This is a genomic window from Streptomyces sp. NPDC029139 (genome assembly GCF_055564335.1).
This window is the reverse complement of record NZ_JBVHWN010000018.1, coordinates 44,646-68,499: the sequence shown is the minus strand read 5'-3', so window position 1 is coordinate 68,499 and position 23,854 is coordinate 44,646. Positions and strand designations below refer to the sequence as shown.

Here is a 23,854-nt window from a genome sequence, read left to right as displayed (position 1 = left end):
GCTGCCTTCCGGTGGTCCGATCGTCCGGACATGATGCGCGCGTCCGGCGCGGGAGCGCGGGAGGCGGCCGGAGGTGCTGCTCCGGTCGGCGGAACGTGTGTGCGTCGTGCGGGGAAACCGTGAATGCCCGGCGCCCGTGGCGCACCCCTTCAATTACCTTGCGGAACGGGCGGAGTGGAATTCGGGAAGCGCTTGCGGGAAGGGCCGGAGACCGCCCTCAATTGCCGGGGATTCGGCCGGAAACTGCCCTCGCGGGTGATGCCGCACGTGTCAAACATATGTCGAGAAGCTGTGACACAAGCGTGACCGGTAAGGGACTAACGTGAGTTGCATGACATCGAAGCAGAGCTCTCCCGTACCGCCGGAAGACTATGTCGGGCTCGCCCAGGAGCAGGCCGAACGGCTCGCCAGGGACCACGGCTGGAGCGTGGTGCGGTCCCTGCCACCCGGCTCGATCATCACCATGGAGTACCTGGAGGGGCGCATCAACTTCGAGGTGACCGAGGGCAGCGTCAGCCGCTGCTGGGTCGGTTAGCGCGATTCCCGCGGGGCGTACGAGGAAGGGCCCCGGCCGTGAAGGCCGGGGCCCTTCCCCGTACGGTCGTGACGGGGGCTCAGCCGCCGGTGAGCGGTCGCGAGTGCCCCGGGCGGCGGCTGCCGGCGGGGGACACCGGGGTCCGCTCCGAGCGCACGGCGTGGGCCGCGTGCGCGGTGTGCGCGCGGGACGCGGTGAGCGGCGGGGCCAGCCGGCCCTCGCCCCGCGCGGCGGACCGCCCACTTCTGGCGCCGACGGTCTCCCGAACCGGCTCCTCGGCCCCCGCCGGGTGCGGCGGGAACATCGCGGGGCGCGGTCCGCCCGTCGCGACGGGCAGCGAGGGCACCAGCCGACGGCGGGCCCGCAGCTGCTCGCGCAGCCGGTCGCGCAGGCTGAGGATCAGCGCCTCCGCCCGGGCGATCGGCGGCTCGCACCACGGCAGGGCCAGCAGGATCAGCAGCCCCGCGGCCCAGCCGAGCAGGACATCGCTCAGCCAGTGCGTACCGATGTAGACGGTGGTGAGGCCCACGCCGAGCGCCACCACGGCCGAGAGGGCCGACAGATAGCGCCGGGCCCGCGGGGTGGTCGCCAGATAGGCCAGGATGCCCCAGGTCACGACCGCGTTGGCGGTGTGTCCGGACGGAAATATATCGCCGCCCGCGAAGAGCTCGGCGGAGCCGATCTGCGTCGCGTAGTGGGGGCCGAGCCGGCCGAGGCCGAGCTTGACCGCGCCGACCGTCACGTTGAGCAGGAGCAGCGCGGCACCGAGCGTCAGGAGGGGGCGCAGGGTGTGCTGGCGCCAGGAGCGCCAGCCCAGCCAGGCCGCCACCATCACGGCGGTCGGACCGCGCTGGCCGAGGACGACGTAGTAGTCGAGGAAGGCGTGCAGGTCCGGCCACTGCTGGTAGGGCCGGAAGAGCATGATCTTCCAGTCGAGGGTCACCAGCCAGGACGACAGGAGCACGGCCACGACGATGGCGAGATAGAACGCCAGCGTCCCGCCGAAGAGGGCGAGACGCGTGCGGGTCATCCGCGGGACCTCTATCTTCGGCGGTTCCGGCTCCCGGTCCAGCCGGGCAAAGATGTCGGTTCGCACCCAATGGACGTTACAGGGAGTGAGTAGCGACCTTGGTCGTTCCGGTCTCTTCGTGATGACGATGTGATGTGGAGTAGGTCTCAGCGGGGTGCTTATTCCTGGCGTACGTCTGAGAATCCGATGACCTTCCGCCCTATTGCGGCCGGGTGACTTTCCGGAAGTCTGTTTGTACGCCCCGGAAATGCTTCAAACGCTTGTGCGCGTGGAATTCCACGCGAAGCGCGGCGGGGACGGAGTGGCGTACGCCACACCCGGTGGCCCGCCACGGTGAGAGGTGCACCACGCGCTCGGGCGGTGAACTCGCGTACGCTGACGGCTCACTCGCCCGTCGATGCCGGGCCGCCCCGAGGCCCACGCCCCGGTCGGCGCCCACCGAGCGCGAGGGATCCATTGGGAGGTACGTACATGCAGCGGACGGTCACGGCCGGAGCACGGCTCCGCGCCGCCGGCGGCGGAGCCAACCGCTGGGTCGTCCTCGTCGTCCTCTGCGTCAGCCTGTTGCTGGTCGCGCTGGACGCGACCGTGCTCCATGTCGCCGTCCCCTCCCTCACCGAGGACCTGCGCCCCAGTTCCACGGCACTGCTGTGGATCGTCGACGCCTACCCGTTGATCTGTGCCTCGCTGCTGATCCTCTTCGGCACGCTCGGCGACCGGGTCGGCCGGCGGCGGGTGCTGCTCCTCGGTTACGCACTGTTCGGACTCGCCTCCGCGGTCGCCGCCCTCGCCACCGTCCCCGAGGTCCTGATCGCGGCCCGCGCCCTGCTCGGGGTCGGCGGCGCGATGATCATGCCGGCCACCCTCTCGATCCTCCGGGCGGTCTTCCCCGACCGGCGCGAGCGGGCCACCGCCATCGGCATCTGGACCGCGGTCGCCGCCGTCGGCGCCGCCACCGGGCCCGTGCTCGGCGGCTTCCTGGTCGAGCACTACTGGTGGGGCTCGGTCTTCCTGATCAACATCCCGCTGATGGCACTGATCCTGCCCCTCGGCCGCCGGCTGCTCCCCGAGTCCAAGGGGCGGGCCGACGGGCCCTGGGACGTACTCGGCGCGCTGATGGCCGCGGCCGGTGTGCTCGGCATGGTCCTCGGGGTGAAGCGGATCGGCGCCGGCGAGGACCTCTTCTCGTACCCGACCGCCGGACCTCTGCTCATCGGGGCCGCGCTGCTGATCTTCTTCGTGCGGAGGCAGAAGCGCCGGGCCCACCCGCTGATCGACATGCGGCTCTTCTCCCGGGCCGCGTTCACCACCTCGGTCGGCTGCATCGTGCTCGCGATGCTGGCCCTGGTCGGCCTGGAGCTGATCGCCGTCCAGTACCTGCAGCTGGTCCTCGGGCTCAGCCCGCTGGAGACCGGGCTGCGGTTGCTGCCGCTCACCTTCGCCGCCATGGCGGCCGGCGCCACCGGCTCGTACACGCTGCGCCGGATCGGGCCGCGCCGGATGGTCGGCTGGGGCTTCGTGCTCACGGCCGCCGCCGTACTGCTCCTGGTCCTCATGGGCCAGCACGACCGGCCGCTCCTGCTGACCTGCGGCTTCGTCCTGCTCGGCTTCGGCCTCCAGACGACGCTCTTCTCCGCCTACGAATCGATGCTCAGCGAGGCCCCGCCGGAGAGCGCCGGCGGCGCCGCGGCCATCGGCGAGACCTCGTACCAGCTCGGCGCGGGCATGGGCATCGCGCTGCTCGGCAGCGTGATGAACGCGGCGTACGCCCCCGGGCTCTCGGCCGTTCCCGGTGTCCCGGACGCCGCGAGCCGCGCGGCGGCGAACTCGCTGGGGGAGGCGTACCAGGTGGCCGACCAGCTCGGCGGCGCGACCGGCCGGGCGCTGCACCACGCGGCCCGGCACGCCTTCGTGGACGGACTGCATGTGACGCTGTTCGTCAGCGCGGGTCTGTTGCTCCTCGGCGCGCTGATGGCACTGCGGCTGCCGCGGGTGATGGAGTGCCCCGTGGATCCGGAGGACCTGGTGGAGCCGACGGGCCAGGGGAACGAGCGGGACCTGTCGGACCGGGTGGAGGCCGTGGGTCCGGTGCGGTCGGAGAGCGCGGTGACCGCGGCTTCCGGGAAGGTGCGGGTTCCCGCCACCCGTGAGCCGATCGAGCCGGCCGGTTCCGGACGCTCGGCGCACTGATCCGCCGCACCGACGCCCGATCCCCGAGCGGCCGACGAGCGTTCCGGAGCGCGGACGCCGCCAGGCGCTCCCGCTCGGCACCGGGGTGCCGCTCCGGGGGTCAGCTCTGGTTGAAGAAACCGTCCTGCGCGCGGCCCGCGGAGTCTCCGCTGATGATCTCGGTGTCGGCCGGGGTCAGCAGGAAGACCCGCGTCGCCACGCGCTCGATCGAGCCACGCAGCCCGAAGGCGAGACCGGCGGCGAAGTCCACCACGCGCTTGGCGTCGGAGGGCTCCATGGCGGTGAGGTTCACGATGACTGGGACGCCGTCCCGGAAGAGCTCGCCGATGCCCCGGGCGTCGCGGAACCCGTCCGGGGAGACGGTCGCGATCCGGCGGCCCTGCTCCTGCGCCGAGTCGGACGCGACCCGGACGCGGGGGTCCGTCACCCAGGCGTCGCCGGTCTCGGCACCCTCGGCGTACTCGTCGTCGTAGTAACGCTCGTCGCTGTCCTCGACGAGTCCCAGCCAGGCACTGGCCTTGCGCACCGATCCCATGGACGCCTCCTTTCAACGCGGTCACTTGTGGTTCCGCATATCCCTATCGTCGTCCATGATGCGGATCGCGCGCCAAGTGGATAGTCGGCGCGCGCGGGTTTCGTGACGGTACTGGTGCAGAACGTGAGGCCGGTTTCCTGGCGATTCGTCAGGAAACTTGCGGTATACGGGGCCTGACGGAGGTTCCGTAGGGGGTGTGCAACTTAAAATATGAAAGTCGGGCCAGAAGGGTGACGGTCGGAGCGTCCGGGTGAACGGGTGGCTCGATACGATGCCCGTCACAGCGCCGCCGCCCATGCGCGCGACTCACGGGGGAGTCTCTTGTTCGGAATCGTCAGGCCCTGCACGCACCGGCTCACGGACGGCCTCAAGACCGAGTGGATGGCCCATCTCTGTGGCCTCTGCCTGGCACTTCGGGCCGATCACGGGCAGTTCGCCAGAGTGGTCACCAACTACGACGGCCTGATCGTCTCCGTCCTGACGGAGGCTCAGACGGGCACGGTGTCCGGCGGGCGGCGTACCGCCGGCCCCTGCCCGCTGCGCCAGATGAAGAGCGCGCCGGTCGCTCAGGGCGAGGGTGCCCGCCTCGCGGCCACCGTCTCCCTGGTCCTCGCCTCGGCGAAGGTGCGCGACCACGTGGCCGACGGGGACGGGCTGTTGGCCCGCAGGCCGGTCGCCGCGGCGGCCCGCCGGGTCGCCAGGTCCTGGGACCGGGCGGGCGCGCGGACCGGGCGTGAGCTCGGCTTCGACACCGCGGTCCTGGTGGACGCCGTCGACCGCCAGACCGGGATCGAGGCGCTCGCGGGGCCCGGAACGCCGCTCCTGGTCGTGACCGAGCCGACCGAGACGGCGACGGCGGCGGCCTTCGCCCACACCGCCGTCCTGGCGGGCCGGCCCCGGAACGCGGCGCCGCTGGCCGAGGCGGGCCGGCTCTTCGGGCGGCTCGCGCACCTGCTGGACGCCGTGGAGGACCGGGAGGCCGATGCCGCGTCGGGCGCGTGGAACCCGCTCACCGCGACGGGCACCTCCCTGGCGGAGGCGCGCCGGCTCGCGGACGACGCGCTGCACGGGATCCGGCTGGCGCTGCGGGACGCGGAGTTCGTGAACGGGAAGCTGGCGCACGTGCTGCTCGCGCACGAGTTGCGCAGCTCGGTCGACCGGGCGTTCGGCACGACGACGTGCGCGCACGGGTCGGCCGGGGCCGGGCAGGGCGACCCGTACGGGGGCGGAGCCCCCGGACCGTACGGGTCCCAGAACCCCTACGGGTCCCCGAACCCCTACGGGGGCGGCAACCCGTACGGGGGCGCCCCCGGCAACCCGTACGGCGGCGGGGCCGGCGGCCCCTACGGCGGTGGGCCGGTCGGTCCGGGCGGGCCGGGCGGGCCTGGTGGCCCGGGCGGGCTGCCCCCGCAGTTCGGTGGCGGCGGCCCCCAGCAGCCCAAGCCGCGCGGCTTCCTGGCCGGATGCGCCGCCTTCACCTGGCTGTTCTGCACGTGCCAGATCTGCTGCGCCAAGGAGTACGAGGGCCCCTGGTCCCGGAAGAAGCGCGAGGGCTGCTGCCGGGACTGCGACGGCTGCGGCTGCAACAACTGTGACTGCTGCTGCCCCTGCGACGGCTGCTGACGGCCCGTCGGACCGCGTCGCCCCGCTCCCCCGAGGAGCGGGGCGTCTTCCGTGGGGAGACTCCGGCGCGATGTGGCGGTCGCACCCCCGGGCTTCGGGGCCCGTGTGGAAGGGTGCGGGACCATGAGCACGGAACCTCAGCGGGACCCGTCCCGGGACGCGCCCGAGAGCGCGCGGCAGGACTGGCAGCACTGGCACGAGCAGCGCACGGCGGCGGTCTCCTCGTCGTACGGCCCGCTCTCCCTCACCGGCACGTACTGGCTCTCCGACCACCCGGAGGGTCGAATCCCGGCCGTTCCCGGGCAGTGGCGCGAAGACGGCGGCGAGGTGGTCCTGACGGCGGGCGCCGAGGACGCGATCACCGTCGACGGCAAGCCCCTGATGGGCAGCGTCCGGCTCTCGGCGGATCACGCGCCGATCCACGAGTCCCGGGTCGAGTCCGCCGGGCGGCGGCTCGTCCTCATGCGCCGCGAGGGACTGTGGGCGGTGCGGGACTTCGACCCGGAGTCGCCGGCGCGCCGCGCCTTCCGGGGCATCGTGGCGACGCCGTACGACGAGCGATGGGTGGTGCCCGGCGTCTTCCGGGCGTACGAGACGTCCCGCAGCGTCCGGGTGGAGAACGCGGACGGGAAGGAGCGCGGGCTCGGTCTCGCCGGTGAGCTCTCCTTCGCGCTGCACGGCGTCGAACACACCCTCCAGGTCGCGGTGGAGGACGACGGCACGCTGTGGGCGGTCTTCGCGGACGCCACCGGTGGCCGGGACAGCTACCGGTTCCGCTTCCTGCGGCCCGCCGCTCCCGCGGCGGACGGCTCGGTGACGGTCGACTTCAACCGCGCGCTGCTGCCGCCGTGCGCCTTCGCGGACCACTTCATCTGCCCCTTCCCGCCGCCGGGAAACACCCTCGACACCGCGGTGCCGGCCGGCGAGCGACGGCTGGTCGAGGGCTGACCTGGGGATTCTTCCGGCAGGGCGCCGACGGTCAGGGAGCCGTACGGCGCCCGTTCGGTGTGCGGTCTTGTGCGTCCGGCATCCGGGGTCCACTATCACAGGCGGTGCATGTCAGGGACACATCACCTGACGGCGCCTCACGGGCCCGTCATCCACGGGCCCCTCCGCTTTCCCATGAGGAGACACGTGAGACACGTGAGGATCAAGCGCACCCGACTGCTCGCCGTCGCGGCCGGCCTGGCGGCCGCCACCGCTCTCGCCCTGCCCGGCGCCCACGCGGCCCCCGTGCCCGGACCCGCCGGAGCGGCCCAGCTCGCCCGCGCCGACGCCGCCGTGCTCAAGGCCGACGTCGGAGGCACGGCCTGGTACGTCGACCGGGCCGCCGGCCGGGTCGTCGTCACCGCCGACGCCACCGTCTCCGACGCCGAGATCGCCACGATCCGCAGGACCGCGGGCGCCGACGCCGGAGCCCTCACCGTCGAGCGCACCCCCGGCGTCTTCAAGCCCCTCCTGGGGCCGGGCGACGCCATCTACGGCAGCGGCTACCGCTGTTCCCTCGGCTTCAACGTGCGCAGCGGCAGCACGTACTACTTCCTCACCGCCGGCCACTGCGGCAACGTGGTCAAGACCTGGTACGCCAACTCCGCCCAGTCCACGCTGATCGGCGCCACCACCGGGTCCAGCTTCCCCGGCAACGACTACGCGCTCGTCCGCTACGACAACACCTCGCTCGCCCACCCCGGCGGCTTCACCGCCGCCGACGCCTACGTCGGCGAGTCCGTCAAGCGCTCCGGTTCCACCACCGGCACCCGCAGCGGCACCGTCACCGGCCTGAACGCCACGGTGCACTACTCCGGCGGCGGCACCGTGCGCGGCATGATCCAGACGAACGTCTGCGCCGAGCCCGGCGATTCCGGCGGCGCGCTCTACGACGGCACCAAGGCCCTCGGCCTCACCTCCGGCGGCAGCGGCAACTGCTCCACCGGGGGCACGACCTTCTACCAGCCGGTCCCCGAGGCCCTCGCCAAGTACCGGGTCAGCCTCTACTGAGCCGGAGCAACCCCCTCGGAGCGGCCGGTAGTTGAGCGTCGTACGGCCGAAAGGCGCCCTTGCGGCGCCGCCCCGGGCGGGCCGAGACTCCCCCACAGCGCCGGCCTCGGGCCGCGCCTCACACGTCCGGCACCCCACTGCGGACCCCCGATTCCCCTCTGGAGGAACGAAAAGTGAGGATCAAGCGCACCACCCCCACGAGAACCGTCCGTCTGCTCGCCGTCGCCACCGGCCTCGCGGCCGCGGCGGCGGTCGCGGTCCCCGCCGCGAGCGCCGACACGGCGCAGACCTTCAGCGCGTCGCAGCTCTCCGCCGCGGGCGACGCCGTGCTGGCCGCCGATGTGGCCGGTACCGCCTGGCACGTCGACCAGGCGACCAACACCCTGGTCGTGACCGCCGACTCCACCGTCTCGCAGGCCGAGATCGCCAAGATCAAGCGCCAGGCCGGCGCCAACGCCGGCGCGATACGCGTCGAGCGCACCCCCGGGAAGTTCAACAAGCTGATCTCCGGCGGTGACGCGATCTACGCCACCAGCTGGCGCTGCTCCCTCGGCTTCAACGTCCGTGACAGCGCGGGCAACTACTACTTCCTGACCGCCGGTCACTGCACCGACGGCGCGGGCACCTGGTACTCCAACTCGGGCCGGACCACCGTGCTGGGCTCCACCTCGGGATCCAGCTTCCCGAACAACGACTACGGCATCGTCCGGTACACCAACAGCTCCGTCACCAAGTCCGGCACCGTCGGCAGCGTCGACATCACCAGCGCCGCCAACGCCACCGTCGGCATGTCCGTGACCCGCCGCGGCTCCACGACCGGCACCCACAGCGGCTCGGTCACCGGCCTGAACGCCACGGTCAACTACGGCGGCGGCGACATCGTGTACGGCATGATCCGCACCAATGTGTGCGCCGAGCCCGGCGACTCCGGCGGCCCGCTCTACTCGGGCAGCCGCGCCATCGGTCTCACCTCCGGCGGCAGCGGCAACTGCTCCTCGGGCGGTACGACCTTCTTCCAGCCGGTCACCGAGGCGCTGAACGCGTACAGGGTCAGCGTGTACTAGCCGGAGGCCGTATCTCCGTAGCACCATGACACCCAGCAGTGGATCAGGTCCCCCGGCCGCAGGACGGCCGGGGGACCGACGCGTGAGGGGGAGAGCACGTGACCGTACGGCCCGGGGGACCGATACCGCGGTCCGACGCGCAACGACGGGTGCGGCGCAGCCCCTTGCTCTACACGGTGCCGATCGTCCTGCTCGCCGTGCTCACCGGCATCCTCGGCTGGGAGATCGTCCGCGCCAACATGACGGAGGCCGCCAGGGCGGACTGGCCCTGGCGGCTGCAGCTCCTGGACATGGAGCCGCTGGGCAGCCTGCTGGCGGTCGCCGCCGCCGCGGTCCTGGCGCGGGCGCAGTACGCCCGTACCGTACGGCCCTACCTGGGCTGGCGGAGCGACTGGACGACCGGGCACCTGCGGGGGAACGCCGTCGAGTGGCAGGTCGGTCTCTTCAACGGCGGCCAGCACACCGCCGTCGTGCAGAGCTACGAGTCCCGGGTCGTGCTGAAGGGCGAGCCCGATCCCGCCGCCACCCCGTGGACGGGCACGGAGGGCGCAGTGGCCGTCCTGACCGCCGCCGGTCTGACCGTCGGGGAGGACTTCCAGCTCCGGACCATGGGCAACACCCCGCTGGTGGGCACCGGGACCTACGAGACCGTGATGGTCGGGGCGTTCTCGCGGCGCTTCGTCGAGGAGGTCGACGCCCTCTACCTCCGGGTGCGGGTGATCGACACCGTGGGCGACAGCCACGAGCGGATCATGGACTGTCTCAAGGGGGCGCGGTCGAGCGGCTACGTGCCGCCGTCCCCCTGAGCCCGCCCCGGTCCCGTGGCGCGTGCCTACTCCGCCCGCACGTCTCCGAGCGGGCGGGCGAACTCCAGCCGGTCGGCGATGTTCACGTACCCGGCCCGCTCGAAGGCCCTGGCCATCGCCACGTTGGCCGCGTCGCAGTCGCCGCGGATCTCCGTGGCGCCCGCGGCGGCCAGGACGCGGGTGCCCCGGATCACGACCGAGGTGGCGTAGCCCTTGCCACGGTGCGCCGGCGCGACACCGACGAAACCGATCACCGGGACGCTGGGGTTCTCGGCGGGCAGGCTGATCACGGCGACGGTGCCGTCCGCGTCGTGGCCGAGCTCCCACCACTCCGGCCGGTGCTTCAGCTCGGCCGTCTCCTCGAAGAGGATCTCGGCCGCGCGCCGCGTCCCGTGCCGCCGTACGTCCGCCGCGAGCCGGGCGTCCGCGGTGTCCGCGAGCAGCTCCGCCAGGACGGCGACGAAGGGCTCGGGGCCGAGCTCGGCGAGCGAGCGGAAGGTGAGCCGTGGATCGTCGGCGGGCAGCTCCCCGGCCGCCGGGACGTCGAGACGGAACCGCCGCCCGTCACGGACCACCGTGTACCCGGCCGCCCGCAGCAGCTCGCCCCGGCGCTCCGGGTCCCGCTGGAACTGCGGGGCCTGCGCGGGGGAGTCGACGACATGCCCCAGCTCGGTCGCGCCCAGCCGCCGGGCCGTGCCGGCCGCCGCGTCGAGCAGCGCGGCCCCGGTCTCCGGCGCGTCCGCCGGCGCCTCGAACAGGACGACGGCGAGCGGAACCTCGTGTCCCGGTATGGTCCACAGCACCACGCTGCCGCCGAGCCGCCCCTCGCCGTCCTCGGCGACCAGGCACCACTCGGGCCGGGTGCACCCGCTGTCGAGGAGGTGGGTGAGGTAGGCGCGGATGGCGGCGTTGCGCTCGGGATCGGCGGGGTGCTCGACCAGGGCGGGGAGTTCGTCGGGACGGGCGGGGCGAACGAATGTCACGGAGAGCCTTGTCGGTCGGGGGCTGCCGGGCGGCCGGACGGCCGCGGCCGCCCTCGCGAACGTAGCGGCCCCTCGGCCGGTGAACCACCGTTTTTTTTCGCTCACCGGGCCGCCGCGGTGACCTCCTCGGCGATCGGCTCCGACTCCGGCGTGCGCTTCAGCGAGGACATGACCAGCGTGATCACGCTGCCGACGACGGCCCAGGCGGAGAGGACCAGGAGCGAGCCGGTGAGGTCGTTGCCCTTGAAGTACGCGATCGAGCGCGCCGCCCAGGTGCCGGCGCCCGGGGGCAGGGCCGGGCCGATCGCGTTCCAGAACGGTGGGAGCATCGGCAACGGGAAGGCGCCGCCCGCGCTCGGATTGCCCGCGACCACGATCAACAGGATCGCCAGGCCGATGCCGACGATGCCGAAGACCGACTGCAGGGCCAGGGTCGCCGCGCCGACCGCGAAGACGACCAGGGCGCCCAGGCCCCACAGGGCCGCGACGCTGCCGGGCAGCGCCCCCAGGATCGGGCCGACGATGACCGCGCCGCCGAGGCCGCCGAGGACCGAGTAGAGGGCGAGCACCCCGAGCCGGATGATCGCGCGCTCGCGGTTGGCGGGGCGGGAGCCCGCGCTGATGGCGAGGATCGCGGCGCAGATGTAGCCGCCGACGCACCAGCCGACGACCAGGTAGAACGCCGAGAGGCCGTCGAAGTCCTGCTTCGAGGCGGGAGCGATGTCGACGGTTCTGATCGTGCGCCGGTTCGCGCTCTCGACCTGGGTGAAGAGGGTCTCCAGTGCGGAGGAGAGCACCGTTCCGCCGCCGGAGGCGACGAGCAGGGTGTCGGTGGTCCCGCCGGGGTTCACCACCAGGGCGCCGTCGAGGTCCCGGTTCATGATCTGCTTCCGCGCCTCGGCCTCGTCCGTGACCGTCCTCGGGTCGAGCGGTTCGCCGGGGAGCCCCTCCAGCCGCCCGAGGAGCTGGGCGGAGACCTGCTGCGGCGCGACGACGCCGAAGGGCACGTCCTTCGGCGTCGGGTTGTGCAGCGCCCCGACGTACGAGGCGATGAACAGCAGCTGGAGGGCGAACACACCGACGACGAGCAGGGCCGCCCGGGGGGTGACGGCGCTTTTCAGTTCCTCGACGAGACTCATGCCCCCACGCTCCGGGGCGGGGGGTGTTCGCGCAGGTGGGATGGGGCCGAACGGATGACCCGCCCGGCGTATCGTACGCGCGTTCGAAATGGGTTAGGGTGAGGAGGAGGGGGTGGGAACGTACGTACGAATCTATGCGGGAGGTGCACATGCCGGGGTTCGCGCATCTGCACACCGCATCGGGCTTCTCCCTGCGCTACGGCGCCTCGCACCCCGAGCGGCTGGCCCGGCGCGCCGCCGAGCGGGGCATGGACGCTCTCGCCCTCACGGACCGGGACACGGTCGCGGGCGTGGTCCGCTTCGCGAAGGCCTGCGCGGAGGAGGGGGTGCGCCCCCTGTTCGGCGTGGACCTCGCGGTCGCGGCTCCGCCGCCCGCGGAGCGGGGGAGGGGCACTGACGGTCCGCGCGGGGCGCGAGGGGCCGGGACCTCCGCGCGGCGCGTCCCCGTCCGCGGTGGCGCCTTCGTCGACGAGTCCGCGCACCGCGCCGTCTTCCTCGCCCGCTCCGCGACCGGCTGGGCCGCGCTCTGCCGGATGATCAGTGCCGCGCATGCCCAGGACGAGAGCGGGGGGCCGGTGAGGAGCGGCGGCACGACCGGCACTCCTCTGCTGCCCTGGGACGCCCACCACGGCGACGGCCTGACCGTGCTGCTCGGCCCCGCCTCCGACGTCGGCCAGGCCCTCGCCGCCGGCCGTCCCGACCGGGCCGCCCGTCTCCTCGTCCCCTGGCGCGAGCGGTACGGCGACGCCCTGCGCCTGGAGGCCGTCCATCACGGCCGCTCCGGGGCCGGCCCCGGCTCGCTCCGGCTCGCCGCCCGTACCGTCGGCTTCGCCGCCGAGCAGGGCGTCCGCCCGGTCCTCACCAACGCCGTCCGTTACGCGGACCCCGGCCAGGGCCCCGTCGCCGACGTCCTCGACTCCGCCCGCCGCCTCGTCCCCATCGACCCCCGCAAGGAGCTCGACAGCGGCGAGGCCTGGCTCAAGGACGCCGGTGACATGCTGGCCACCGCCGAGCGGATCGTCGAGGCGGCCGGCTTCCGCCGGGACACCGCGCACCGGCTGCTCGACCAGACCCTCGCGGCCGCCGCCGACTGCGAGGTCGACCCCCGGGACGACCTCGGCATGGGCTCCGCCCACTTCCCCGAGCCGTACCTCGTCGGCGCCGAGCACCGCACCGCCCAGCGCGTGCTGGCCTCCCGGGCCTCCGCCGGCATGGTGCTGCGCGGCTACGACCGCCGTCCCGAGCGGCGCGCGTACTGGGACCGGATGCACCGCGAGCTCGACATCATCGCCCACCACGGCTTCGCCACCTACTTCCTGACGGTCGCCCAGGTCGTCGACGACGTGCGGAGCATGGGGATCAGGGTCGCCGCGCGTGGCTCCGGCGCCGGCTCGCTCGTCAACCACCTCCTCGGCATCGCGCACGCCGACCCGGTCGAGCACGGACTCCTCATGGAGCGCTTCCTCTCCAAGAACCGCACCGCGCTCCCCGACATCGACATCGACGTGGAGTCCGCCCGCCGACTGGAGGTCTACCGCGCGATCATGGACCGCTTCGGCACCGAGCGGGTCGCCACCGTCGCCATGCCCGAGACCTACCGGGTCCGCCACGCGGTACGGGACGTGGGCGCCGCCCTGTCCATGGACCCGGCCGAGATCGACCGGATCGCCAAGGCGTTCCCGCACATCCGGGCCCGTGACGCGCTCGCCGCCCTCGAAGAGCTGCCCGAACTGCGGGCGCTGGCGGGCGAGTTCGGTCCGGAGGGGGAGAAGTACGGGAAGTTCTGGGAGCTGGTCGAGGCCCTCGACAAACTGCCGCGCGGGATCGCCATGCACCCGTGCGGGGTGCTGCTCTCGGACGCCTCTCTGCTCACCCGCACCCCTGTCGTGCCCACCAGCGGCGAGGGATTCCCCATGTCCCAGTTCGACAAGGACGACGTGGAGGACCTCGGGCTGCTCAAGCTCGACGTGCTCGGAGTGCGCATGCAGTCCGCGATGGCCCACGCCGTCGCGGAGATCGAGCGGGCGAGCGGCAGGAAGGTGGACCTCGACGACCCGGCGCAGGTGGCGCCCGGTGACCCGGCGACGTACCAGCTCATCCGCTCCACCGAGACCCTCGGCTGCTTCCAGATCGAGTCGCCGGGCCAGCGTGATCTGGTCGGCCGGCTCCAGCCCGCCACCTTCCACGACCTCGTCGTCGACATCTCGCTCTTCCGGCCCGGCCCGGTCGCCGCCGACATGGTCCGCCCGTTCATCGAGGCCCGCCACGGCCGGGCCCCCGCCCGCTACCCGCACCCGGACCTGGAGGAGGCGCTGAAGGAGACGTACGGCGTCGTCGTCTTCCACGAGCAGATCATCGAGATCGTACGGATCATGACCGGCTGCGGCCGGGGTGAGGCCGACCAGGCGCGGCGCGGGCTCTCGCACCCCGAGTCGGAGGGGCGGATCAAGGTCTGGTTCGCCCAGCGGGCGGAGCAGCGGGGATACGACTACGAGACCATCGCCCGCACCTGGGAGATCGTGGAGGCCTTCGGCTCGTACGGCTTCTGCAAGGCGCACGCGGTCGCCTTCGCCGTGCCGACGTACCAGTCGGCCTGGCTCAAGGCGCACCACCCGGCGGCCTTCTACGCCGGGCTGCTCACCCACGACCCCGGGATGTATCCGAAGCGGCTGCTGCTCGCCGACGCGCGGCGGCGCGGGGTGCCCGTGCTGCCGCTGGACGTGAACCGGTCCGCGGCCGCCCATCGGATCGAACTGGTGTCCGGTCCACCGGAGCGGTGGGGGCTCCGGCTCGGCCTCACCGACGTCCACGGCATCAGCGAGGCGGAGAGCGCGCGGATCGAGGCCGGACAGCCCTACGCCTCGCTCCTCGACTTCTGGGAGCGGGCCCGCCCGCGCAAGCCCGTCGCCGAACGGCTCGCGCAGGTCGGCGCCCTGGACGCCTTCGGCGCCAACCGCCGGGATCTGCTCCTGCATGTGACCGAACTCCACCGCGTCCAGCGCGGAGCCGCCTCCTACGGCGGCCAGCTCCCGCTCGCCCAGGGCCGCAAGACCGCCCCCATCGGTCTGCCCGACCTCGACGAGTCCGAGCGGCTCAGCGCCGAGCTGGGCGTGCTCGGCATGGACGCCTCGCGCCACCTCATGGCCGACCACCACGCCTTCCTGCGTGAACTCGGCGTGGTCTCCGCCAAGCGGCTGCGCGAGGCACCGCACGGACAGACCGTGCTGGTCGCGGGCGCCAAGGCGGCCACCCAGACCCCGCCGATCCGCTCCGGCAGGCGGGTCATCTTCACCACGCTCGACGACGGTACGGGCCTGGTCGACCTCGCCTTCTTCGACGACTCCCACGAGGCCTGCGCCCACACCGTCTTCCACTCCTGGCTGCTCCTCGTCCGGGGCGTGGTGCAGCGGCGCGGGCCGCGCAGCCTCAGCGTGGTCGGATCCGCGGCCTGGAACCTCGCCGAGCTGGTCGACCTGCGGGCGACCGGGGGCCTGGAGGCGGTGGGGGAGCGGCTGGCCGCGCAGCCGGAGAGCACCGGCGAGCGGGCGGACAACGGCCGGCGCGTCAGGATGCCGACCGGATACGAGATGAACCCCTGGGCCGACCTCCAGCCGGCCGGCGAGGGCACGGCGACCCCGCAGCGGAAGCTGTGGCACAGCAGTCCGGGGAGCGCGGGATGATCCTCTGCGTACGGTTCCGGCTGGAACCCACGGACGAAGCGGTGCTGCCGCGCCTGGTCGATCTGCTCGGCCAGTTCACCCCGGTCGTCGAGGCCACCCCGCCCGACACCCTGCTCGCCGACGTGCGCGGCGCGCTGCGCTACTTCGGCTGGAGCCCGGTCGAACTGGCCTCGGTGGTACGGGTCAGGGCGCTCGCCCTCTACGGCGTCGACTGCGTCATCGGAGCGGGCCCGAACCCGATGCTGGCCCGGATGGCGGCCCGCGAGGCGCGCCCCGGCGTCACCCTGGTCGTCGAGGACCCGGCCGCCTTCCTGCGCGACCGCCCGGTGGTCGCCCTCGACGGGGTCGGCCGCGCCACCGCCCGTACCCTCTGCGCGTACGGACTCGACTCCATCGGCCGGGTCGCGGACGCGCCGCTCGCCGTGCTCCAGCGGCTCGTCGGCGCGAAGACCGGCCGCGAGCTGGCCGAGCGGGCCCGGGGGATCGACCGCACCGCCGTCGTGCCGAACGCGCTCTCCCGCTCGATGGCGGCCGAACGGTCATTCGCCCAGGACGAGTTGGACCACTCGTCGCATCGCAGGGCGCTGCTCGCCCTCGCCGGGGAGCTGGGCGCCCGGATGCGTACGGAGAAACAGGTGTGCCGTTCCCTGACGGTGACCGTGCGGTACGCGGACCGGTCGACCACCACCCGGACCCGTACGCTGCCCGAGCCGACCGCCCACTCGGCGGCGCTCGCCGCCCTCGCGTACACGATCCACGACTCGTTCGGGCTGCAGCGGGCCCGGGTGCGGGGGATCGCGCTGCGCGCCGAGGGGCTCGCGCCCGCGGAGGGGGCCGCGCACCAGCTGACCTTCGATCCGGCCGACGAGAAGGCCCGGCGGCTGGAGGCGGTGGCGGACCGGGCGCGGGAGAAGTTCGGCGCGGGGGCGATCGTGCCGGGCTCGCTCGCGGCCTGACCTCCGGCCGTTACTCCTTATTGACGAGTTGTCAGTTTTTACCGACGCGTAACTTCCCAGCCATGGCTACCCGTGCGTAGCTTGGCATGAGCAGAGCATCCCCACTTGTGGTCCGGACCGCAGGGCTCGCTGCCGTCGTTCGACACAGATTTCCCTTGAGCCGCAAGGAGATCGCACGATGCTGCCCTGGAAACCCGTCCTCAGAGCGCTCTCGGTCCTGCTGCTGACCGCCGCCGCCACCCTCGCCCCCGCCGCTTCGGCCCAGGCCGACACCGGCCCCAGCCGGGGCTGGAACAACTTCTCCTGCAAGCCCTCCGCCGCCCATCCCCGCCCCGTCGTCCTGGTCCACGGCACCTTCGGGAACTCCGTCGACAACTGGCTCGCCCTCGCGCCGTACCTGGTCAACCGGGGCTACTGCGTCTTCTCGCTGGACTACGGCCAACTGCCGAACGTGCCCTTCTTCCACGGCCTCGGCCCGGTCGACAAGTCCGCCGAGCAGCTCGACGCGTACGTGGACAAGGTCCTCGCCGCCACCGGGGCGGCCGAGGCCGACCTCGTCGGGCACTCCCAGGGCGGCATGATGCCGCGCCACTACCTGAAGTTCCTCGGCGGGGCCGAGAAGGTCAACGCGCTGGTCGGGATCGCCCCCGACAACCACGGCACCACCCTCCTCGGCCTCACCGAGCTCCTGCCGCACTTCCCCGGCGTCGAGAAGTTCATCGACGAGAACACCCCGGGCCTCGCCGACCAGGTGGCCGGCTCGCCGTTCCTCACCAAGCTCAACGAGGGCGGCGACACGGTCCCCGGCGTCACCTACACGGTCATCACGACCCGGTACGACGAGGTGGTCACCCCGTACCGCTCCGGCTTCCTCGACGGTCCGAACGTCACCAACGTCGTCATCCAGGACAGGTGCGCGCTGGACCTCGCGGAGCACGTGGCGATCGGGACGGTGGACCGGGTCACGTTCCACGAGGTGGCCAACGCACTGGACCCGGCCCACGCGACCCCGACCACCTGTCTGTCCGTGATCGGCTGACGTCGGGGGGACGCGTCAGCGGCCGTGCCGGCCCGCGGGCGCCGACCGGCGGCGGACGGTCGCGAAGAGCAGGGACGCGCCGAGCGCCAGGACGGCGGCGCCGCCGACCGCAATGTAAGGGGTCGCGGCGTCGCCCCCGGTCTCGGCGAGGCTCTCGCCCGGGCCGGCACCGGCGGCGGCGGGCTCGTTGGGCGCGGTGGGCGCCGCGGCCGGCTCCGAGGACGACGGCGCGGCCTCGGCCGGGGTCGTGGCCCCCGTCGGGGCGGCCGGGGCGGCGGCCGTCTCCTTCGCCCCGGTCTCGGCCCGGTCGTCGCCGTGCCCGCCGTGCTCCACGGAGGACTTGTCCTTACCGTCCTCGATCTCCTCGTCGCTCGGCGCGGACGCCACCGGCGCCGATCCGGCGCTGTCCTTCCCGAAGACCACGTCGGAGCAGGTGTAGAACGCCTCGGGGGAGTCGGAACGCTGCCAGATCGAGTAGATCAGGTGACGGCCGGACTTCTTCGGCACGGTCCCGTCGAAGACGTAGTCGCCGTTCTCCATCCGCGGGTCGGTCACCGTGGCGAACGGCTTCTCCTCCAGGTCCGACCACTTGAGCGGCTTGGCGGGGTCGTAACCGTCCTTGGTGACGTACAGCGCGAAGGAACCCCTGTGCGGAGCGGTCCCCTTGTACCGGAAGGTGTGCGCACCGGAGTTCAGCCGACTGGACGGCCAGTCGCCGCGCGCCAGGTCGAGCCCCCGGTACTTGTCGTTGCCGGCGCTGCACAGCTTGCCGTCCGGGATCAGCTCGCGGTGCTTCCCGGCGGCGTTGGCGATGTTCACCGCGTTCCAGTCGTAGAACGCCTGCGCCCCGCTCGCCGCCACCGCCGCCTTGCACGCCGCCGAGTCCGGGCTCTCCGGCCCCTCCGCGTAACAGGCCGAGACCCGGCTCACCGGGTCCGTCATCGACCCGTGGGCGGAGGCGGGTGCGGCGGCCAGGCCGGCGAGCGCGAGGGGCGCGATGCCGAGGGCCAGAGCGGTGGCGGCCGTGCGTCGGCGAACGGACATGCTGAGCAACTCCTTCAGGAGGGGGTGTGGGGTCGCTCAGCAAGCTAGCCGCCGGACAGCGCGAAAACGGCGGCCGGAGCGCCGGGACGGGGATCCTTATGGTCGCTTTAAGGAGCCCCTAAGCGGCACCACAGACACCACGCCGCGTCCGTCTAGGTGAGCCGCGTCCAGCGCTGGGACGCCTCGCCGGCACACGTCGACGTCACCAGACCGTTGGCCATGGCCAGGTCGAGGCAACCGCCGTTGGAGACGCTCCGCAGGCTGCCGTTCGCCCCCGTGCGCCACGCGGCGGCGCCCTGGGCGCAGTCCCCCACGAAGACGGCCTGGCCGAGCATGTTGGCGTAGAGGCACCCGCCCGTCTGCTTGTTGACCAGCGTGAAGCTGCCGCCCGACGTGCTGCGTACGATCCACCGGGCGGTCGGGTCCGAGCAGCTGCCGTGGTCCGAGGAGCCGTACACCTGGACGATGCACGCGCCGTTGTCGCCGTTGCGAAAGCGGTAGGTGCCGGTGCCGGACGAGGGAGGAGCGGTGGTCGGGGGCGGCGCCCCGCCGCCGGACGTGCTGGTTCCGCCCGTGGTGCCGGAGCCGCCGGAGGTGGTCGATCCGCCCGAGGTGGTGGATCCGCCGGAAGTGGTGGATCCGCCGGAGGTGGTGGAGGTGCTGGAGCCCGAGCCGCCGGAGGCGACGCTGCCGCCCCCGCCGTTCTGCGAGCCGGTCGCGGTGCCCCCGGCGGTCTCGGCTCCGGCCGCCCCGCCCGCCGTCGCCGGCCCCTGGCCCTTGTCCGAGGGCGCCGGCCCGGACGCCGTGCCCGACGGGCTCCCGGCCGGCGCCGGCGCCGTCGGGTGGACCGGCGCGGAGACCGAGGTGGACGGGACGGCGCCGGCGTCGGTGCCGGGCGAGGACGTGTGCGGCAGGTTCTGGAGGGCGAGGGTGGTCCCGCCGGCGACCACGACGACGGGGAGGACGGCCAGGAGGACGCGGGTCCGACGACGCTCACCGCCCTCCGGCTTCTTCTCCTTCGCCGGCTTTCCCGCCTTCTCCGGGGGGACCACGGCTCCGGACGCCGGATCGTTCCCGTCCTCGGGCTCTTCCGTCTCGTCCTCCACCTTCTCCCGCGCTTCCGGCTTTCCGCCGGCGAGCGGGATCGTGGGTACGTCGAGCGGCTGGACGTTCGCGGCGAACGCGGCCCGCTGGGACAACCGCTCCGCGATGGCCGCCGGCCACAGCGTCCCGCCGGCCGGCGGACAGTGCTCCGCGACGCGTTCGAGGAGTTCGGCGGCGGTCGGGCGGCCCTCGGGGTCTTTGTCGAGGCAGGCGGTGACGACCTCGGCGAGGTCCGGGTCCACGGTCCGCAAGGGCGCCAGGTCCGGCTGCTCGTGGACGATGCGGTACAGCACACCGTGCCCCGACTCGTCACCGAAGGGCGGCCGGCCGCACGCCGCGTACGCGAGGACCGAGCCCAGCGCGAACACATCCGTGGCGCCGCTCAACCCCCGCGTCCCAGAAGCCTGTTCGGGCGCCATGTAGGCGGGCGTGCCCACGACCATGCCGGTCCTGGTCAGCTGGCTCTGCTCGGCCGCCCGCGCGACGCCGAAGTCGATGAGGGTGAGTCCGTCGACGGTCAGCATGACGTTGGACGGCTTCAGGTCCCGGTGCACCATGTCCAGCGCGTGCACCGCCGCCAGACCCGCTGCCGCCTCCCGTAACAGCAGCCACAGCGCCTCCGCGGGCAGGGCGCGGCCATGCAGGTCCACCGCCTCCCGCAGGGTGAGCCCGGGCACGTACGCGGTGGCGAACCACGGTGGCCGCGCGGTGCGGTCACTGGCGAGCAGCGGCGCGGTCGCCCCGGCGGGCAGCCGGGCCAGGTTGTCCAGCTCGTGCCCGAACCGGCGCAGGAAGTCCGCGTCCTCGCCGACGACGGAGGCCAACAGCTGTTTGACGGCGACGTACCGGCCCTCGTGGACGCCGAGGTACACCCGCCCCATGCCGCCGACGCCCAGCCGGCCCGCCAACGGAATCGGCCCGATCCTGAGCGGATCCTCCGCTTCCAGGGGCTGGGCCCCGCTCCCCCTCAGCTCCACCACGCGAACCCCGTTAGAATTGGAATTATCTTCTAGAAACCTACTCTAGTACGAGAGAAGAAGAGCGATGAGCCCCAAGCAGCAACGCGGCGAGCAGACAGCCGACTTGCTCCTCGAAGCCGCGCTGCGCCTGTACGCCGCCGAGGGGGAGCGGGGCATCACGGTCAGCGCCGTGACCCGGGAGAGCGGAGTCAGCCTGGGCAGCCTCTACCACCACTTCAACAGCGTCGACGGCCTCGTCGCCGCGCTGACGCACCGCTGGCTCGGCCGCCTGCTGACCGAACTCGCGACGTCCTTGCGGAGCGCCCGTACCGCCCGTACCGGTGTCCGCGCCCTCGTCCGGACCTATCTGACGTTCATCCAGGAACACCGGGACGCCGCCCTGCTCCTGCACTCCTCCACGGCCGACCGGTTCGGCATGGCGCAGGGCAGGGAACTGCGCGACGCCCAGGAGGCGAGGCTCTCGGCCTTCGCCCAGTGGATCGAGCCCCGCGTCGCGTCCGGCGAGATCGCTCCGCTGCCCCTGCCGCTGATCGAGTCCCTGGTCCTCGGGCCGGTCGTCGCCGTGGCCCGCCGTTGGCTCGCGGGTTTCGGCGACGTCGATCTCGACACGGCCGCCCGGACCCTGCCGGACCGGATCTGGCGCTCACTGGCCCCCTGAGCGGCGCGGGGCCCCGGGCACGGACAGCCGCCGAGCCCGCGCCTGAGCGCGACGGGCCCCGGGCACGGACAGCCGCCGAGCCCGCGCCTGAGCGCGCGGGGCCCCCGGGCACGGACACCCGCCGAGCCCGCGCCTGAGCGCGACGGGCCCCTGAGCCCCCGGCCCGGCCCCGACCCGACGCGGTGAGGTCAGCCGAGCCGCCGGTAGCGCCGTTCCGGGCGGCCCGTCCCTCCGTACCGCAGTGTGATCTCCGCCCGGCCGGTCTCCGCGAAGTACTCCAGATAGCGCCGGGCGCTGACCCGGGACAAGGAGCCCGCCTCCGCGCACTCCGTCGCCGACAGGCCCTCCGGATGCGCCCGCAGGATGCCGTCCACCAGCTCTGCCGTCGGCGCGGCAAGGCCCTTCGGGAGTTCGCGCGAGCCCGGCGGGCGCGTGCCGAAGATCTGGTCCACGTCCTCCTGACGCGCCTCGTCCAGCGCGTCCAGGCGCGTGCGCAGCGAGGCCACGTGCCGCAGCTGCTCCTGCAGGGCGGCCTGGTTGAACGGCTTGATCAGATAGTGCAGCGCCCCCGCCCGGAGCGCCGAGCGGATCATGCCCGCGTCCCGCGCGGCGGTGATGAACAGGGCGTCGACGGCGAGACCGGTCCCGCGCAGCTCGCGCAGCACACTGATCCCGTCCATGTCGGGCAGGAAGATGTCGAGGAGCACGAGATCGGGGCGCAGCCGGTCGGCGAGACGCAGCGCGTCGGCGCCGCTGTGCGCGACCCCCACGACGGAGAAACCGTCCACAGCCGACACAAAACGGCTGTGCAGCTTCGCGACCATGAAGTCGTCGTCCACCACCAGCACCTTTGTCACGCCGACACGCTAGGTCGCGACCACAAGGACCACAACGTCCGTTGATTGCGGAAGAGAGACAGCTTCTTAACGCGCAGGCAACATGTGGGCCACTTCACATCCCTATCGAGAGGCGGCACACGTGCGTCTGCGCACCCCCCTCGCCCTGCTCGGGGCCGCGCTGCTGGTGTTGGTGGGGCCGCCCCTGCTCTCCACCGGCAGCGGCTCCGACACCGGCACCCAGATTCCCGGCCTGCGGTTCATGGTCCCGAACACACCCGGCGGCGGGTACGACATCACCGCCCGTACCGCGGCCAAGAACGCCGAGGACGCGAACCTCACCACCGACATCGAGGTCTTCAACCTGCCCGGGGCCGGCGGCACCGTCGGCCTGACCCGGCTCGTCGGCGAGCACGGCAACGGCCGGCTCGCGATGTCGATGGGCCTCGGCGTCGTCGGGGCGGTCCACACCAACAAGACCCCGAAAACCCTCGCCGACACCACCCCGATCGCCCGGCTCACCATGGAGCAGGACATCGTCGTCGTCGGCAAGAACTCCCCGTACAGGACCATCCAGGACCTGCTCGCCGCCTGGAAGAAGGACCCCGGCAAGCTGCCCGTCGGCGGCGGCTCCTCGCCCGGCGGACCCGACCACCTCGCCCCCATGCTGATGGCGCAGGCCGCCGGCATCGCGCCGAAGAGCGTCAACTACATCCCCTTCGACGGCGGCGGCGAGCTCCTCGCCTCCATCCTGGGCAACAAGGTCGCCTTCGGCGTCTCGGGCGTCGGCGAGTACCTCGACCAGATCAAGTCCGGCGAACTGCGGCTGCTCGCCGTCACCGGCGCCGAGCGGGTCCCCGGCCTGGACGCCCCCACCCTGCGCGAGGCCGGACTCGACACGGAGTTCATCAACTGGCGCGGCATCGTCGCCCCACCCGGCCTCTCGGACGCCGAGCGCGACAAGCTCGTGGTCCTCGTGACGAAGCTGCACGACTCCCCGCAATGGCGCGAGTCGCTGAAGAAGAACAACTGGAACGACGCCTTCCTGCCCGGCGAGGAGTTCGGCACCTTCCTCACCGAGCAGGACCGGCGTGTCGCCTCCGTTCTGAAGGAGCTGGGACTGTGACGACGACACCCGAGACGACCACCCCGACGGCCGGGAAGTCCTGGCTGCGCGACCACAGCGAGCTCGGCGTCAGCCTCCTCCTGCTCGTCATCGGCGTCCTCGTCCTCACGGACGCCCTCACCATGAGCGTCGACATCACCCAGCGCGGTCCCGTCGGCCCCAGGACCGTCCCGCTCGTCGTCGGCGCCGGTCTGCTCGTCGTCGCCGTCCTCCTCGCGATCGACGTCCTGCGCGGCGGCCGCGGCGAGGCCGAGGGCGGCGAGGACATCGACCTCTCGGAACCCGGCGACTGGCGTACGGTCCTGCTCCTCGCCGGAGTCTTCCTCGCCTTCGCCGTCCTCATCGGACCGGTCGGCTTCCCCGTCGCCGGAGCCCTGCTCTTCTGGGGCGCCGCCTACGCCCTCGGCAGCCGTCACCTGCACCGCGACCCGCTGATCGCCGCGGGGCTCTCCCTCTTCACCTATGTCCTCTTCGACAACCTGCTCGGAGTTCCGCTGCCCGGCGGCCCGCTGATGGGAGTGCTCTGAC

20 protein-coding genes are annotated in these 23,854 nt (G+C 72.9%); 13 read left to right on the top strand and 7 right to left on the bottom strand.

Translation table 11 applies throughout. The features are described from left to right. Positions 1–331: 331 nt before the first annotated feature. The gene (locus ACZ4VW_RS29650; protein ID WP_467967709.1) at positions 332–535 is read left to right on the top strand and encodes an I78 family peptidase inhibitor; all 204 of its coding nucleotides are present in this window, start codon (positions 332–334) and stop codon (positions 533–535) included. 79 nt (positions 536–614) lie between these two features. On the opposite strand, the gene ACZ4VW_RS29645 is transcribed toward ACZ4VW_RS29650, so the two are convergent. After that, positions 615–1,631: a phosphatase PAP2 family protein gene (locus ACZ4VW_RS29645; protein ID WP_467967707.1), complete on the bottom strand. Its 1,017-nt coding sequence runs from the start codon at positions 1,629–1,631 to the stop codon at positions 615–617. Positions 1,632–2,036: 405 nt separating this feature from the next. Between ACZ4VW_RS29645 and ACZ4VW_RS29640 the strand changes: the two genes are divergently transcribed. Next, a complete protein-coding gene (locus ACZ4VW_RS29640) occupies positions 2,037–3,755 on the top strand; it encodes an MFS transporter (protein WP_467967705.1) in 1,719 nt (572 codons plus the stop codon). Positions 3,756–3,855: 100 nt separating this feature from the next. Here the strand turns inward: ACZ4VW_RS29640 and ACZ4VW_RS29635 are convergent, their stop codons facing one another. Further along, complete coding sequence (locus tag ACZ4VW_RS29635) at positions 3,856–4,290, bottom strand: cell division protein SepF (protein WP_467967703.1); 435 nt, start codon at positions 4,288–4,290, stop codon at positions 3,856–3,858. Positions 4,291–4,611: 321 nt separating this feature from the next. Between ACZ4VW_RS29635 and ACZ4VW_RS29630 the strand changes: the two genes are divergently transcribed. The 5 genes from ACZ4VW_RS29630 to ACZ4VW_RS29610 all read left to right on the top strand — a co-directional run bounded on the left by ACZ4VW_RS29630 (position 4,612) and on the right by ACZ4VW_RS29610 (position 9,781). Further along, positions 4,612–5,913: a DUF5685 family protein gene (locus tag ACZ4VW_RS29630; RefSeq protein WP_467967701.1), complete on the top strand. Its 1,302-nt coding sequence runs from the start codon at positions 4,612–4,614 to the stop codon at positions 5,911–5,913. A 123-nt stretch (positions 5,914–6,036) separates the two neighbouring features. Next, positions 6,037–6,861 carry a DUF1684 domain-containing protein gene (locus ACZ4VW_RS29625; RefSeq protein WP_467967699.1) on the top strand — a complete coding sequence of 275 codons (825 nt, stop codon included), beginning with the start codon at positions 6,037–6,039 and terminating at the stop codon, positions 6,859–6,861. A 174-nt stretch (positions 6,862–7,035) separates the two neighbouring features. Further along, entirely contained in the window at positions 7,036–7,911 is an 876-nt protein-coding gene (locus ACZ4VW_RS29620; RefSeq protein WP_467967697.1) for a S1 family peptidase, read from the top strand. A 173-nt stretch (positions 7,912–8,084) separates the two neighbouring features. Beyond that, on the top strand, positions 8,085–8,975 hold the full coding sequence (locus tag ACZ4VW_RS29615; protein ID WP_467967695.1) for a S1 family peptidase: 891 nt from the start codon (positions 8,085–8,087) through the stop codon (positions 8,973–8,975). A 98-nt stretch (positions 8,976–9,073) separates the two neighbouring features. Further along, positions 9,074–9,781, top strand: coding sequence for a hypothetical protein (locus tag ACZ4VW_RS29610; RefSeq protein ID WP_467967693.1), 708 nt, complete (start codon positions 9,074–9,076; stop codon positions 9,779–9,781). A 26-nt stretch (positions 9,782–9,807) separates the two neighbouring features. Here ACZ4VW_RS29610 and ACZ4VW_RS29605 read toward each other — a convergent pair whose 3' ends face one another. Continuing rightward, a complete protein-coding gene (locus ACZ4VW_RS29605) occupies positions 9,808–10,764 on the bottom strand; it encodes a GNAT family N-acetyltransferase (RefSeq protein WP_467967691.1) in 957 nt (318 codons plus the stop codon). A gap of 101 nt (positions 10,765–10,865) precedes the next feature. Next, entirely contained in the window at positions 10,866–11,903 is a 1,038-nt protein-coding gene (locus ACZ4VW_RS29600; RefSeq protein ID WP_467967689.1) for a DUF3533 domain-containing protein, read from the bottom strand. 149 nt (positions 11,904–12,052) lie between these two features. On the opposite strand from ACZ4VW_RS29600, the gene ACZ4VW_RS29595 reads away from it, so the two are divergent. The 3 genes from ACZ4VW_RS29595 to ACZ4VW_RS29585 all read left to right on the top strand — a co-directional run bounded on the left by ACZ4VW_RS29595 (position 12,053) and on the right by ACZ4VW_RS29585 (position 17,578). Next, on the top strand, positions 12,053–15,583 hold the full coding sequence (locus ACZ4VW_RS29595) for a DNA polymerase III subunit alpha (RefSeq protein WP_467967687.1): 3,531 nt from the start codon (positions 12,053–12,055) through the stop codon (positions 15,581–15,583). Continuing rightward, the gene (locus ACZ4VW_RS29590; protein ID WP_467967685.1) at positions 15,580–16,539 is read left to right on the top strand and encodes a DNA polymerase Y family protein; all 960 of its coding nucleotides are present in this window, start codon (positions 15,580–15,582) and stop codon (positions 16,537–16,539) included. Before ACZ4VW_RS29595 ends, ACZ4VW_RS29590 begins: the two co-directional genes overlap by 4 nt. Positions 16,540–16,717: 178 nt before the next feature. Further along, the gene (locus ACZ4VW_RS29585) at positions 16,718–17,578 is read left to right on the top strand and encodes an esterase/lipase family protein (protein ID WP_467967683.1); all 861 of its coding nucleotides are present in this window, start codon (positions 16,718–16,720) and stop codon (positions 17,576–17,578) included. A gap of 15 nt (positions 17,579–17,593) precedes the next feature. On the opposite strand, the gene ACZ4VW_RS29580 is transcribed toward ACZ4VW_RS29585, so the two are convergent. Further along, the gene (locus tag ACZ4VW_RS29580) at positions 17,594–18,622 is read right to left on the bottom strand and encodes a lytic polysaccharide monooxygenase auxiliary activity family 9 protein (protein ID WP_467967681.1); all 1,029 of its coding nucleotides are present in this window, start codon (positions 18,620–18,622) and stop codon (positions 17,594–17,596) included. 152 nt (positions 18,623–18,774) lie between these two features. Beyond that, positions 18,775–20,706 carry a serine/threonine-protein kinase gene (locus ACZ4VW_RS29575; protein ID WP_467967679.1) on the bottom strand — a complete coding sequence of 644 codons (1,932 nt, stop codon included), beginning with the start codon at positions 20,704–20,706 and terminating at the stop codon, positions 18,775–18,777. A gap of 64 nt (positions 20,707–20,770) precedes the next feature. On the opposite strand from ACZ4VW_RS29575, the gene ACZ4VW_RS29570 reads away from it, so the two are divergent. Then, the gene (locus ACZ4VW_RS29570) at positions 20,771–21,364 is read left to right on the top strand and encodes a TetR/AcrR family transcriptional regulator (protein WP_467967676.1); all 594 of its coding nucleotides are present in this window, start codon (positions 20,771–20,773) and stop codon (positions 21,362–21,364) included. 188 nt (positions 21,365–21,552) lie between these two features. Here the strand turns inward: ACZ4VW_RS29570 and ACZ4VW_RS29565 are convergent, their stop codons facing one another. After that, positions 21,553–22,221, bottom strand: a complete 669-nt coding sequence (locus ACZ4VW_RS29565) for a response regulator (RefSeq protein ID WP_467967675.1) — start codon at positions 22,219–22,221, stop codon at positions 21,553–21,555. Between the two features lie 121 nt (positions 22,222–22,342). Here ACZ4VW_RS29565 and ACZ4VW_RS29560 point away from each other — a divergent pair, with 121 nt between their 5' ends. Further along, complete coding sequence (locus tag ACZ4VW_RS29560; protein ID WP_467967673.1) at positions 22,343–23,326, top strand: Bug family tripartite tricarboxylate transporter substrate binding protein; 984 nt, start codon at positions 22,343–22,345, stop codon at positions 23,324–23,326. Beyond that, the gene (locus ACZ4VW_RS29555; protein WP_467967671.1) at positions 23,323–23,853 is read left to right on the top strand and encodes a tripartite tricarboxylate transporter TctB family protein; all 531 of its coding nucleotides are present in this window, start codon (positions 23,323–23,325) and stop codon (positions 23,851–23,853) included. Before ACZ4VW_RS29560 ends, ACZ4VW_RS29555 begins: the two co-directional genes overlap by 4 nt. Position 23,854: the final 1 nt, after the last annotated feature.